This is a genomic window from Bacillus sp. B28 (assembly GCF_029536185.1).
Classification (GTDB): Bacteria; Bacillota; Bacilli; order Bacillales; family Bacillaceae; genus Bacillus; species Bacillus halotolerans.
Genome location: NZ_CP120511.1, coordinates 1254373 through 1267487, shown reverse-complemented (window position 1 = coordinate 1267487; position 13115 = coordinate 1254373). Strand labels below are relative to the sequence as shown.

General features: G+C 42.3%; 16 protein-coding genes. 6 read left to right on the top strand and 10 right to left on the bottom strand.

Annotation, left to right across the window (positions count from 1 at the left end; translation table 11 throughout):
* Positions 1 to 5: 5 nt before the first annotated feature.
* Positions 6 to 641: a GTP diphosphokinase gene (yjbM, locus tag P3L57_RS06230; protein WP_024120930.1), complete on the bottom strand. Its 636-nt coding sequence runs from the start codon at positions 639 to 641 to the stop codon at positions 6 to 8.
* A gap of 28 nt (positions 642 to 669) precedes the next feature.
* A complete protein-coding gene (locus P3L57_RS06225; protein ID WP_024120929.1) occupies positions 670 to 1038 on the bottom strand; it encodes a UPF0738 family protein in 369 nt (122 codons plus the stop codon).
* 123 nt (positions 1039 to 1161) lie between these two features.
* On the opposite strand from P3L57_RS06225, the gene P3L57_RS06220 reads away from it, so the two are divergent.
* The 5 genes from P3L57_RS06220 to P3L57_RS06200 all read left to right on the top strand — a co-directional run bounded on the left by P3L57_RS06220 (position 1162) and on the right by P3L57_RS06200 (position 4512).
* Positions 1162 to 1734 carry a CYTH domain-containing protein gene (locus tag P3L57_RS06220; RefSeq protein WP_024120928.1) on the top strand — a complete coding sequence of 191 codons (573 nt, stop codon included), beginning with the start codon at positions 1162 to 1164 and terminating at the stop codon, positions 1732 to 1734.
* 14 nt (positions 1735 to 1748) lie between these two features.
* The gene (locus tag P3L57_RS06215; RefSeq protein WP_264798362.1) at positions 1749 to 2480 is read left to right on the top strand and encodes a bifunctional muramidase/murein lytic transglycosylase; all 732 of its coding nucleotides are present in this window, start codon (positions 1749 to 1751) and stop codon (positions 2478 to 2480) included.
* A 256-nt stretch (positions 2481 to 2736) separates the two neighbouring features.
* Positions 2737 to 3135 (top strand): globin domain-containing protein, encoded by a 399-nt coding sequence (locus P3L57_RS06210; RefSeq protein WP_010333756.1) that lies wholly within the window; start codon positions 2737 to 2739, stop codon positions 3133 to 3135.
* On the top strand, positions 3132 to 4031 hold the full coding sequence (gene spxH / locus P3L57_RS06205; protein WP_069486380.1) for a protease adaptor protein SpxH: 900 nt from the start codon (positions 3132 to 3134) through the stop codon (positions 4029 to 4031). The genes P3L57_RS06210 and spxH overlap by 4 nt, the downstream gene beginning before the upstream one ends.
* A 313-nt stretch (positions 4032 to 4344) precedes the next feature.
* Positions 4345 to 4512 carry a hypothetical protein gene (locus tag P3L57_RS06200; protein WP_024120925.1) on the top strand — a complete coding sequence of 56 codons (168 nt, stop codon included), beginning with the start codon at positions 4345 to 4347 and terminating at the stop codon, positions 4510 to 4512.
* Between the two features lie 35 nt (positions 4513 to 4547).
* Here P3L57_RS06200 and pepF read toward each other — a convergent pair whose 3' ends face one another.
* From pepF to P3L57_RS06180, 4 genes are all read right to left on the bottom strand, one after another.
* Entirely contained in the window at positions 4548 to 6377 is a 1830-nt protein-coding gene (gene pepF, locus P3L57_RS06195; protein ID WP_175422395.1) for an oligoendopeptidase F, read from the bottom strand.
* Positions 6378 to 6606: 229 nt separating this feature from the next.
* Positions 6607 to 7758, bottom strand: coding sequence for a competence protein CoiA family protein (locus tag P3L57_RS06190; RefSeq protein ID WP_069486377.1), 1152 nt, complete (start codon positions 7756 to 7758; stop codon positions 6607 to 6609).
* A 157-nt stretch (positions 7759 to 7915) separates the two neighbouring features.
* The gene (gene mecA, locus P3L57_RS06185) at positions 7916 to 8572 is read right to left on the bottom strand and encodes an adaptor protein MecA (protein ID WP_024120921.1); all 657 of its coding nucleotides are present in this window, start codon (positions 8570 to 8572) and stop codon (positions 7916 to 7918) included.
* The gene (locus P3L57_RS06180) at positions 8539 to 8664 is read right to left on the bottom strand and encodes a hypothetical protein (protein ID WP_120698858.1); all 126 of its coding nucleotides are present in this window, start codon (positions 8662 to 8664) and stop codon (positions 8539 to 8541) included. Before P3L57_RS06180 ends, mecA begins: the two co-directional genes overlap by 34 nt.
* Positions 8665 to 8850: 186 nt before the next feature.
* On the opposite strand from P3L57_RS06180, the gene P3L57_RS06175 reads away from it, so the two are divergent.
* Complete coding sequence (locus P3L57_RS06175; protein WP_044156385.1) at positions 8851 to 9507, top strand: TerC family protein; 657 nt, start codon at positions 8851 to 8853, stop codon at positions 9505 to 9507.
* Between the two features lie 45 nt (positions 9508 to 9552).
* Here the strand turns inward: P3L57_RS06175 and spx are convergent, their stop codons facing one another.
* The 4 genes from spx to oppF all read right to left on the bottom strand — a co-directional run bounded on the left by spx (position 9553) and on the right by oppF (position 13114).
* Positions 9553 to 9948: a transcriptional regulator Spx gene (gene spx, locus P3L57_RS06170; RefSeq protein WP_024120919.1), complete on the bottom strand. Its 396-nt coding sequence runs from the start codon at positions 9946 to 9948 to the stop codon at positions 9553 to 9555.
* A gap of 178 nt (positions 9949 to 10126) precedes the next feature.
* Positions 10127 to 10705 (bottom strand): GNAT family N-acetyltransferase, encoded by a 579-nt coding sequence (locus P3L57_RS06165; RefSeq protein ID WP_059293039.1) that lies wholly within the window; start codon positions 10703 to 10705, stop codon positions 10127 to 10129.
* A gap of 167 nt (positions 10706 to 10872) precedes the next feature.
* Entirely contained in the window at positions 10873 to 12090 is a 1218-nt protein-coding gene (locus P3L57_RS06160) for an MFS transporter (protein ID WP_083244451.1), read from the bottom strand.
* Positions 12091 to 12196: 106 nt separating this feature from the next.
* The gene (gene oppF, locus P3L57_RS06155) at positions 12197 to 13114 is read right to left on the bottom strand and encodes an oligopeptide ABC transporter ATP-binding protein OppF (protein ID WP_024120917.1); all 918 of its coding nucleotides are present in this window, start codon (positions 13112 to 13114) and stop codon (positions 12197 to 12199) included.
* Position 13115: the final 1 nt, after the last annotated feature.

Here is a 13115-nt window from a genome sequence, read left to right as displayed (position 1 = left end):
TTTACCTATTGATGCTCGCTTCCTTTTTTCTTTCTAGAAAAGGCAGCTTGAGCTTCCTGTATTTCACCCTTGATCTCCGACATCTCTTCATCAAGCCGCGAAGCCGCTTCAGAAGCGCGCTGGAGCCTCAGTTTTACTTTTTCAGGAATGTTTCCGCTGTATTTATAATTTAATGAATGCTCAATGGTCGCCCAAAAATTCATCGCCAGTGTACGGATCTGTATTTCAACAAGAACATGTTTCTCTCCGGATATCGTCTGCAAAGGATACATCACGACAAGGTGATATGACCGATACCCGCTCTCTTTATGTTCTGCAATATAATCTCTCTGATCCACAACGGTGAAATCTTTTCGGGCAAACAGCATTTCCTTTACAAATTGGATGTCATCGACAAATTGGCACATGATCCTAAGGCCTGCGATATCCTGCATGGTTTCAATTTCATGTAACGGTATGCTTTTCCGTCTGGCTTTTTCGAGTATACTCGCCACAGGCTTGACGCGTCCTGTCACAAACTCAATCGGTGAATGGTCATCCTCATATTCATAAAGCGTGCGGATCCCCTTGAGCTTCACTTTTAATTCTTCAACAGCCTGGCGGTACGGCACTAAAAAACGCTCCCATTGCTTGTCATCCATCATACATCCCCCAATTCAGCACCAGTTTCTATAGAAATACGCGTTTCACTTTTTCTTCCATTTCTTCTCCGTAGTTCGCATTATCTTTAATATTTTCTAAAAGATACTCCAGCTCCTCATAGAGGCCTGACAGCTCAATGCTTTCCTTCCCTGCCTCTAAAACAATCGGTTTTCTTTGATCATGGGCCTGCTTCAGTTCAGGCCATATATGTTCCTTTATCATGACATATTCAAAAGAATCAGCTAATTCAAGTATGTATACAAAAGCAATGTTGTCAGAATCAACAAGCATTTGACCTGACGGCTTGCGTTCTGCTTCGTTCCCTTCTGTCTCACAGGTAAGGCGAAGCTCATCGTCCGATAGTGTTGCATTTAAGATTTCGATTCTGTTTTGCATAATGCTCTCCTTTATAAACAAAGTACAGATTCATTTTATCATATCAAGCTCGATATTGATAAACCAAACATCTAAAGAGATAATAGTAAAAATGAGATTTACAGAGCTGAAAGGAAGACAATCATGAGCCAAGAAATTGAAATTGAATTTAAAAATCTGCTGACAAAACATGAATTTGAAAACATAGCTGCAGCACTGCACTTGACAGAAAAAGAATTTACAAATCAAGAGAATCACTATTTTGATACAAACAGCTTCGCACTGAAACAAAAACATGCGGCGCTTCGAATACGCAAGAAAAATGGCGAGTATGTGCTGACGTTAAAAGAACCGGCTGAAGTCGGACTTCTGGAAACCCACCAGAAACTTTCCGGCGTATCCGACTTTACACGTTTCACGATTCCGAAAGGCCCTGTCGAGGACCAGCTGAAGAAGCTTCACATCGATACAGACGCCATTCATTATTTTGGATCTTTAGCAACAAATCGTGCAGAAAAAGAAACAGAAAAAGGTTTAATAGTTTTAGATCACAGCCGATATTTAAATAAAGAGGATTATGAAATCGAATTTGAGGCGGCTGACTGGCATGAAGGCAAACTGGCCTTTGAAAAGCTGCTTCAGCAATTCAGTATTCCTCTGCGCGAAACCAAAAATAAAATTCAGCGTTTTTATGAAGAAAAACGAAAGTCTATATAAGGTGGAATGACATAGTGAACGTAACGAATTGGGCGGCTCTCCTTCAGCTTCAGGCATTACAGTCTATATCAAATGCAAGCAGCACGGGCGGTCAAAGTGCCGAAAGCCCGCTTTCAAGCTTCAGCTCCTTGCTCAGCCAATATACAAATGGACTGTCCCAGCAAACAACAGCGTCAGCAGCATCTTCAAGCCCGCTCAGCCAGCTGAACAGCGTTTACGGGACATCGCCGTCACTGCTTTCAGCTTACGGGCTTACCTCCTATTCAAACGGTAATGTCGGCCAAATGACAAAAGCGAGTGAAAGCACTGAAACAGCCGCTGTTGATGTCTCCTCAAACAAACAAGAGAATAAAAACATCAGTTCGGGTGACTTCTCAATCGACAGCGCTATAAAAAAAGCCTCTGACAAATACGGAGTCGATGAAAAATTAATCCGCGCTGTCATCAAACAGGAATCAGGCTTTAATGCAAAAGCCGTCAGCGGTGCAGGCGCAATGGGCTTAATGCAGCTGATGCCGTCAACAGCAACCTCACTTGGCGTTTCCAATCCGCTTAATCCGCAGCAAAACGTTGAGGGCGGAACGAAGTATTTAAAACAAATGCTGGATAAATATGATGGCAATGTATCCATGGCGTTAGCAGCTTATAACGCCGGACCGGGAAACGTTGATCGATACGGAGGCATTCCGCCTTTCAGAGAAACTCAAAACTATGTAAAAAAAATAACAGCAACCTATTACGCGTAACCGGAGCGGCTCTTGCCCTCCGGTTTTTTTGCGGAGTGAAATCTTACACATTCATGATTTGTATGTGATATGATATGAAATACAAACCCGGCTCTAAAGCCGAACCCTGTCTTCAAGCACATAAAAGGCAGTTTGTTTGTAGAAATGATGCCTTGTTGCTAAAATAAATCATAGATGAATTGAAATAAATACAGAAAATAACTTTTTGCAATAGGAATTATGATTCCTATTAGCCATATTTAAAGGAGTAGTCAACATGGGACAATCGTTTAACGCACCTTATGAAGCGATTGGAGAAGAACTTCTATCGCAACTTGTTGATACTTTTTATGAGCGTGTCGCGTCTCATCCTTTGCTTAAGCCCATATTTCCGAGCGATTTAACAGAAACGGCCAGGAAACAGAAGCAATTTTTGACACAGTATTTAGGCGGGCCTCCCCTTTATACTGAGGAACACGGCCATCCCATGCTCAGGGCAAGACATCTACCCTTTCCAATTACAAACGAGAGGGCCGATGCGTGGCTCAGCTGTATGAAAGACGCAATGGACCATGTAGGACTAGAGGGCGATATTCGTGAATTTTTGTTTGGCCGGCTGGAGTTGACAGCAAGGCATATGGTGAATCAAACAGAAGCGGAGGATCGATCATATTGACAAACTATCAGCATGAGCAATACTTCGCCCATTGCCACGGCGATCCAAAAAAACCGCTGGAAATCTACATGTTTGTTGACCCTTTATGTCCCGAATGCTGGTCCTTAGAGCCTGTCATAAAAAAAATGAAAATCAGATACGGGCGTTTTTTCACCTTACGCATCATCGCATCCGCAAGCCTTACAGCGTTAAATAAGAAACGTAAAAAACATCTTCTGGCAGAAGCCTGGGAAAAGATCGCTAGCCGCTCCGGTATGCCGTGTGACGGCAGTGTATGGTTTGAGCAAGGTCAGCCGCTCTCTTCTCCATATATGGCCGCTCTCGCATTTAAGGCAGCCGAACTTCAAGGAAGAAGAGCCGGTATGCAATTTCTTCGGAATATGCAAGAGAGTCTGTTCGTTTCGAAGAAGAATATTACGGATGAAAACGTGCTTTTGGAAATAGCGTCAAAAACAAGCCTAGATCTCGAGGAATTTCAAAAAGACCTTCACTCCCAAAGCGCGGTAAAGGCGCTTCAATGTGACATGAAAATCGCGGCTGAGATGGATGTTACAGCCACCCCGACGCTGACGTTTTTTAATACGCAGCATGAAGACGAAGGACTTAAGGTCCCCGGCAGCTATTCATATCATGTATATGAAGAAATCTTATTTGAGATGCTTGGCGACGAGCCGAAGCCGTCGGAAACACCGCCTCTGGAATGTTTTATTGAATATTTCCGTTTCGTTGCCTCTAAGGAAATCGCTCTTGTATATGATTTGAGTCTTGAAGAGGTAGAAAAGGAAATGAAAAAATTGGCGTTTGCTAAAAAGGTTGCCAAAGTAGAGGCCAAGCACGGAATGTTTTGGCAGTCCCTCACCAGCAGTTCTGATGAATACCAATCATGTGAAAAATAGCCGCAGGCGTGTATATGCTTGGGGCTGTTTTCTTGCACAAAAACCAAACGTATGTTTCGTTCAAAGCACTAAAGAAACCGCGCCGGGATAAGCGCGGTTTCATATGTCTTAACGACAACAAAGGGGATGGGAGAAATTTTTCACGGTCAAACAAAGGGGTAATGTTTGTTTGTGATCAATTTCACATCCTTATCATATCAAAAGTTGTCGACTGTTGACAACCATTAAGCTTAATGTTCATATTTTTGTCACAAAACATAACTGACAGATTTCATTCATATGCTTGTAAGGAACAAGGACGAGGAGGATCGCCATGATGTTTAATGTGATCTCAATTGTGTGCATTGTTGTTTTTTTCTGTTTAAATTTATTGGCTATGATGCATATGCTGCCTCTTTACATTACATCCCCTCTGCTGTTTCTGTCTATTCTGTTTACCTTGTATCGCCTGAACCATCGGAAAACCTTTAAAGGATTTTAAAAAGCCTGTGCATCATTTATGCACAGGCAATTTTTTTAAGACTGCTTTACTTTTAACAGCAGTTCTTCCATCTCATCAAGCTTTTCCTCAAACATTTTGCACGCAGCTTCAATCGGTTCTGGAGACGTCATATCAACGCCCGCTTTTTTCAGGATGTCGATCGGATATTGTGAGCTGCCCGCTTTCAGGAAGTCAATATAACGGTCAACCGCAGGCTTGCCTTCCTTCAAAATTTGGCTGCTTAACGCCTGGGCCGCACTGTACCCTGTCGCATACTGATATACATAGTAGTTGTAATAGAAATGCGGAATCCGTGACCATTCGAGTCCGATTTCTTTATCAATCACCATGTCGTTTCCGAAATACTTTTTATTCAGATCATAATATACATTGGTCAGGAGCTCAGGTGTCAGGGGCTCTCCTTCTTGCGCTTTTATATGGATAAGATGTTCAAATTCTGCAAACATCGTTTGTCTGAAGACGGTTCCTCTAAAGCCCTCAAGCATATGGTTGAGAATATATAAACGCTGTTTTTCGTCCTCTAAATTGTTCAGCAAATATTCACCAAGCAGCGCTTCATTTGTCGTGGAGGCAACTTCCGCGACAAAGATGCTGTAATTGCCGTAAGGATATGGCTGATGTTTTCTCGTATAGTAGCTGTGAACAGAGTGGCCGAACTCATGGACCAGCGTAAAGAGATTATTGACGTTATCATGCCAGTTCATTAAAATATAGGGATTTGTGCCGTATGTTCCAGAAGAGTAAGCGCCGTTGCGTTTCCCTTTATTTTCATAAACATCAACCCAGCGGTTTTCAAGCCCCTCTTTTAAGATAGAGCGGTATTCTTCTCCTAAAGGTGCAAGCCCCTTTAGCATATAATCTTTAGCTTGTTCGTACGTAACCTTCATCCCCGCATCCTTCACAAGCGGTGTATACAGATCATAGATATGCACTTCATCCAGCTCAAGCACTTTCTTTCTCAGTGCAATATAGCGATGCAGCAGCGGAAGATGTTTGTTAATCGTTTTGACGAGATTGTCGTATACCTCTTCAGGGATACTGTTGTTAGAAAGCGAAGCTTCGCGTGCTGATTTGTACTTTTTCATTCTTGCGTAGAAGTTGTCTTTTTTCACAGTCCCGCTCAAGGTAGTCGCCATTGTGTTTTTATATTGGCCGTATGTTTTATATACAGCGTCAAACGCATTTTTGCGGACTTCGCGGTTTTCGCTTTCTAAGAAATTAATAAAATTGCCGTGAGTGATCTGTTTTTCATTTCCCTCTTCATCTTTAATAGATGGGAATGTAATATCGGCGTTATTTAACACGCTGAACGTATTTGACGACGAAGACAGCACCTCAGAAGCTTCAGCCAGCAGCGCTTCTTCCTTCTCGCTCAGCACGTGCGGGCGTTCCTTTGTGATTTCCTCAATCGCGTGTGAGTAAAGCTTCAGCTCTTCTTTTTCAAGAATAAACTGCTGCAGTTTGTCTTCCTCTATGGATAAAATCTCCGGAACAAGATAGGCTGTTGCGCTTGCGGCCTGTGTATACAGATTTCCAGCCTTATCATTAAGCCCCTGATAAAAGGAGTTCCCGGTATCTTGGTCTGAGCGCATATGCGCGTATGTGTAAAGTTTGCCCAAACGCTCCATCACCTTATCTTGGTAAGTAAGGGCTTCGTATAAATGATCAGCTGAATCAGCCAGCTTGCCTTTATACTTAGATAAATCCGGTATTAATTCTTTGACAGCTTGAAATTCTTTATTCCAGGCCTCATCACTAGGAAAAATATCCTCTAGTCTCCATGTGTCCTCTGCCTTTACCTCGCTTCGGTCAGGCAGTTGATTAGCTTTTTTTTCCTCAGCCATGGTGATCCCCCTCGTTTTCTTTGATTCAAGCCAATTGAAAAAACGGTTGTTTCTCAATAAACTTGTGTTGTGAATATCTTCCGGTTTTTCACTGCCATTTGTCAAATCATATGCAGTTATGAAGAGAACGAATGCCAAAAAAGCAGTAAAAACACGAAAAACCTTTCCTTTTGTGCTTCTCATAACCAGCCCACCACCTTTGTCTTAGGGTGAGCCAAATCAGGAAAACTCATTCGATAAAACAGCTTCTGTCTTTTTCAATGAGATCCTGTAATGATTGGCTGCGCTTTGCGGGCTGATCCAGCACATACACTTCTTTCTGAGTCTCCCTCAAAAATCCCTTCTTGCACAAAAACTCAATGTACTGTTTAACCGCCTCAATGAAATCCTGATCCCTGTATACGCCTCTTAGCAGAATGTTCTTTTTATGAATGTGTATTTTGCAGTGCTGCAAAACGGCTGAAAAGCGAATGGGCGCATGTTTATATCCAAGATCCGTAATAAACAGATAAAGATAGCCCTGCCATACAAAAACTGGACTCTTAAAAACAGCTCCTTTCTTTACAGGAACAAACACCTCTGTCGGAAGAAAAGAGAGAGGTGTTTGCCGTTTTTCATAAAACAGAAGCCTGATCCGATTCATATCTTTAGAGAGAAACCGATGAGTTTTGCGGCGAAAACGGAGAATGGCTCCTGTCCAATCTGAGTGCTTAAACGACGAATCTGGTTCAGTGAAAAATAAATCTTCAGCCGTTGCCTGGCGGATTGGAATCGTTTGGACGGAGCAGTAAAAATGGGTTGTGTAAAACGGGATCATGCGGCTGAGCCTCAGGAAAGAATGTATTTCGGGGCAGTAACATAACAGATCACTGTTCGGACTGGCATTGATAAACTGCCAATGGAAATCGGACAGCTGGTAAAAGGATGATGATGTCCGTTTTAAGCGGCTGCCTCCAAGAATCCACTGCGGTATCATTCCTGCTTGTTTGAAACCGGCTGTTCTTTTTTGAAAGACATCTGGAGCGAGAGTCGCGCATTGGTATTCAACTGCAAGCGTATCCCCCTTTACTTTTGCCAAGATGTCGGGCCTTTGTTTAATCTCTTTCACGTACGGCTCTAAGAGCGGGGAAGCCTTTTGCGTTTTCAGCCATACATAAAGCTGCCGTTTTCCTTCTAAGTGATAGGCGCTCTCAGGTTCTATGTCTATCGTGCAGGACTTGTTCTGTTTATGGGCAAAATGCGGCGCTTTCTGAGACCCTAGCTTCACATCGAGCTCCTCAGCACACACCGGGCAGAAAAACCTGGTCTGCTTTAATTGTTCTCTCCTCTGCCTGCCTATGAGGTGAAACACTTGGCCGTCTTCTGTCACAGCACTAAACAATTGTCATCTCTCCTTTCCAGATTCATAACTCTTTCTGGAAATAACCGATGAACTCCTGTTCGCTGATGTTTTGCCTATATGTATGTTTTTGATTTTCCAGCTTCAATATGTTGTTTTGAAATAGAAAAAAACCGATTTCCGTCAAGAAATCGGTCTGCTATGATGCAAAGTGTTTTTTTATCGTTTCAAGAGCGTGCTCTGATACAACCAGCTTGCCGTATTCTTCAAGACGGTGTATGCTGATTGAGGATTCAGACGCGTACTCCAACAGGATGCTTAGCTGATTTTCAACCTCTTCATCAGTCAAATTGTAAAAATCCACATATAAATAATATCGGTTCTCAAACGAATATAAAGTCGTTTTACTTCCGTTAACGTTTAATTTAGATAGAGAAATTACATCTTCGAAGTCATCAAACCGTAAGACAAATTGAAGCTTTTGCTCCTTCTCTTCCTGATTGACTTCTTGCTCTTCTTTTTGAAAATCATCCAGCAAGGCGTCAAGATCCTCAGATGCTGGTTCTTGCTTTTTATCCTCAGGAATCGGCAGTTCGAGCTTTTGTCCGTCTTTGGAAAGCTGGGCTTTGGTGACGATAATTTCTAATCCTTTGTCCAGTGCCTGAACTTGAATCCAAAGAGGACCTTCAACAGCGAATTCCTCTTCCTCATGAACTTCATCCATAACTTCCCAGAATAGTTCTTCACTGCGCTCACGGTTATACCAAATTTCTTCTCTGTCAAAACCGCGATCTTCAATATCTCCATAAGACATATAAAATTTTACTGTATGCTCGTTAATTCTTTCAATTTCCATTTGCCAACCTTCCCTTCTATATAAGATGTTGAAGGGACATCTAAGCTCCCGATTAATAGTACTTTACTACACTTTACCCATTCCGTCCACATCTTAACCTTGAACCAAGGCAAGTGTGAATTCCTTTGTATTTCTATTTTATGATAAATCAGTCACAAAAGAAATAAAAATGCATCTTCGGCCAAAAAATGGCTTGTCTTCCGCACCGCTATCATAAATTGCCTCCCGCTTCATATATTAGTGGTACAAGCGATGGAACGAAAGCGAGGTGCCGATTCATGGAGCATGACTATCTGATATCGCTGCTGCTTATCGTCGGAATTGATCTGATTCTCGGCGGCGATAATGCAGTCGTGATCGCCATGGCCAGCCGAAATTTACCGGACAAGCAAAGACAGCAAGCCATTATTCTCGGAACATTTATCGCCGTTGCGATGAGAATCGGATTAACAAGCGCAGCGGTTTATCTTTTGAATATTCCTTTCCTGCAATGCGCCGGCGGAATTTTCCTTCTATATTTGGGATACCAGCTATTAATTGAAAAAAAAGACGCTCAGCACGTCAAAAGCAGCACCTCTCTGTGGAAAGCCATACGAACAATTGTACTCGCAGACCTGTTTATGTCGCTGGACAATGTTATTGCTGTCGCAGGAGCGTCGCACGGTGAGCTTTCTCTCGTTATGATTGGTCTGTGTGTATCGGTGCCGGTTATTATTTGGGGCAGCAAACTTATCCACATCGCGCTTGAGAAAATACCTTTATTGATTTATGCGGGAAGCGGATTATTGGCTTATACAGGCGGAGAAATGATTGTCCGGGATAAAAAGCTGTCTTTTTTTATGGCTCAGCACGGGGCCGTTGAAGCGCTTCTCCCCATTTTAACTGTCGTCTTTGTCATCCTTGCCAGCATTTATTATCAGCAGGTTGAAAAATAAAAGAAGGCTGATGATGTCTCAGCCTTCTTTTTAACGTGCGATCTATTAGTTTGCCAAACGCTGTGCTTCTCTTAATTGGAAAGAGCGGACTTTTCTTGGCAGGAAACGTCTGATTTCGTCTTCGTTGTATCCGACCTGCAAACGTTTTTCATCGATGATGATCGGACGGCGAAGCAACCCTGGGTGCTCGTTGATCAAGCGGTACAAGTCTTGCAGCGGCATTGATTCAACGTTCACATTCAATTTTTGGAATACTTTTGAACGGGTTGAGATGATCTCATCTGTTCCGTCCTCAGTCATTCTTAAGATTTGTTTTATTTCATCAATTGATAAAGGTTCAGAGAAAATGTTTCTTTCTACATAAGGAATCTCATGCTCCTCGAGCCACGCTCTCGCCTTTCTGCATGAAGTACAGCTTGGTGATGTGTATAATGTAACCATTCATCTTCACTCCTCTAATTAGTAGGATGAACATCTATTTTATTCTTAAATTGAAATTACTCTAAAAAAGGAATCTTTATAGGTATTATACTATAAAAAAGTAAGTGTGAACAGTGTCCTAAGAAAAAAATGTGTCAATCCAGCAAATTTTTATTTTTTCATGTGTTTGCATTCTCAATTAGCTTAACTCATCGAAAATATTTTTTTGCTTTTCTTCATCAATGAGTGTCAGGACTTCATCCGTTTTTTCGTATGATTCCCCGTACCATTTCTCATCTTTATAAGTATGAATGTTTTCATATGTCTGTTTCATGGCTTCAAGAATTTCTTCTTCTGATTCTGTTTTCGGTGACCAGTACAGAATCTCCATCTTGTTGACTTCATTCGTAGCCAATGACCGGCGTCGGTACCCAATTGACTGAGCATGCTTAAAATGCTCTCTTTGATAAAATCTCAGGCGTTTTTCTGTATCAGCATCATCTTCATCCACAGGCTCCACCTCAAGCAATATCGGCTTATTTTTCTTTTTCAGCTTGGCAAGCAGTTTGCCCCCTAGCCCCTGCCCTCTTGCATCTTTTGACACATACAGATAATCAACGAAGATAAAAGATTCAAATTCCGCAAACATTAAAATATGATGCTTGCCTTCGTCTTTATGATAAATATCGCTTCGCTCTTTCAAAAGAGCTTCCATATGCGCTTTTGATTTCAATTCTTCAATTGGAAAGTACTCGCTAAGCTTTTCGTACCAGTTCATTGATTTGCTCCTTATGAGTTCGTTGTCTTCATACTTTTAGATATACCCCATTTCTTCTTGTTTAAACAGCCTTACATCTATAAAGACGTACGAACTTTCCGCATGGTTTCATTTTTTTTTCGGCAAGTAAGACGATTCGTCGTTCCACCGGAGATGTTTGGTCATGCTCAATTCGCGTGTTTTTTCCGTTTGTAATGACTCAGGCCGGGCTGCGCCAACGCAATCAAAAAAGTCATGCCGTATAATACAGCCGCCGAAATAAAAGCTGTTTTTGCACCGGCAGCATCAGCCAGCAGTCCCATGATGGAATAAGTAACACCAGACCAAGGAGTCAACAGCGCGTTTTTGGCAGCCATGATCCCGATGCGCTTATGTGCCGGAATGACCTCCTGCAATACGGTTTCCTGACAAATATCTCTGACCTGATAAAAAGGCCCCATTGCCGCGCAAGCCAGGGCGCATAAAAACGGCAAGGGAGAAATCGCAAAGAAAAATGTCAGCACTGACATCACAAGTGAGCTGAATATAATCACGTACCCCATGTTTCGCTCAAAAAATGCAGAAAAATGGATGGCGATGACACTGCCGATCATAGCACCTATAAAATAAGAAGCGTTAAAGATTCCCCACCACACTTCTGTTTCATGCAGAACAGCCACTGTAAAAGCCAAAAGAATGGCAGATGACCAAACTGAGCCGGCAAGAGCTTCTATCATGTCCATTGCAGTGATGTCTCTTACAATCGGGGTTGTCATCAAATCCTTCCATACACTTCTGGCAGATGCTGCTTCAGCTGTTCTTTTCGTTCCTTCATCGTTCACATGAAGCAGGCTGATGAAAGCTCCGGAAAAAACAAACAGGCATATGGCACTGCCGACAACGAACTCAAAAGATACAGCATATGTAAGAAAACCTCCAAGTCCCCAGCCAGCTGTTAAAAACAATTGATTAGCGAGTGAAATCACGCCGTTTGCTTTCACGTAATGCTCTTTTGAAACAATGACAGGCAGCAGCGCGAACCTTGCCGGCTGAAAAAAAGCGCCCAAAAATGAAAAACAAAAAACAAACAGCAGCGTCATGATCAAGGAGGAAATTCCGTTTTGGCTGACACTGTATGCGATTAGCATCGCAAAAACCGCTCTCAGCAGGCTTGCACCGGCAAGCACCTTTTTAAAACCAAGCTTATGGAGTGCATCTGAAATGCAAAAGCTTGCCGCAACACTTGCAAACGACATGAATGATAAAATAAGACCCGAAAAAAAGACAGAGTCGGTCATTTGATAGACCCTTACCATTAAAACGATTGTCACCAGTACTCCAGCTAAAGATTGCAGAGATTGCGACAGAAACAGCGCAAAGACGTTTTTCTGATGAATAATTTGAATAGTGTTCGCCTCCGTTTTTCCTCTAATTGTAAAAGATATGCCTCTTACTTTCTATCAGCCTGTATAAAAAAATCCTTCAAAACATTTGTTTTGAAGGATTTTCAACTTATGAATAGGCTTTAAATTCTTCTTCCGTGCACATCACAAAATGACCTGGTTTTACTTCACGGAATTCCATCTTTTCTCCATCCTTTAATCGATGCACGGACGGATCGTATTTCTGGCGTACACGATTTCTCTCATAATCCGGGTCAGGAAGCGGAATGGCAGAAAGCAATGATTTTGTATACGGGTGTAGCGGGTTTTCGTAAAGTTCATCTGCCGGCGCAAGTTCAACCAGTTTTCCGAAATACATCACTCCGATACGGTCGCTGATGTATTTGACCATTGATAAATCATGAGCGATAAACAAGTAGGTGAGCCCTTTTTCCTTTTGGAGTTCTTTCATTAAGTTCACAACCTGTGCCTGAATAGACACATCCAATGCAGAAATCGGTTCATCGGCGATAATAAATTCAGGATCAACGGCAAGAGCTCTCGCGATCCCGATTCTTTGCCGCTGTCCGCCGGAAAATTCATGCGGATAACGGTTGGCATGCTCCTTGTTTAAACCGACTGTTTGCAGGAGCTCATGAACCCGTTGCATACGCTCTTTCTTCGTTTTGGTCAGCTTATGAATGTCGAGGCCTTCTGCAATAATATCTGCGACTGTCATTCTCGGATTCAGCGATGCATATGGGTCCTGGAAAATCATTTGCATTTTGCGGTTGAATTCAAGCAGCTTTTTGCGAGATTTTTTACCGTGAACATTTTCACCGTTAAACAGCACCTCGCCATCAGTTGCTTCGTACAGCCGAATGATGCTTCGGCCTGTTGTCGATTTACCGCAGCCGGATTCACCAACAAGACCCAATGTTTCGCCTCTATAGATATCAAACGACAGGTCATCTACGGCCTTAACCGTTCCTCTCGGTGTAACAAAGTGCTGTTTTAAATGTTTGATTTCTAATAGTTTCTCCGTCAAT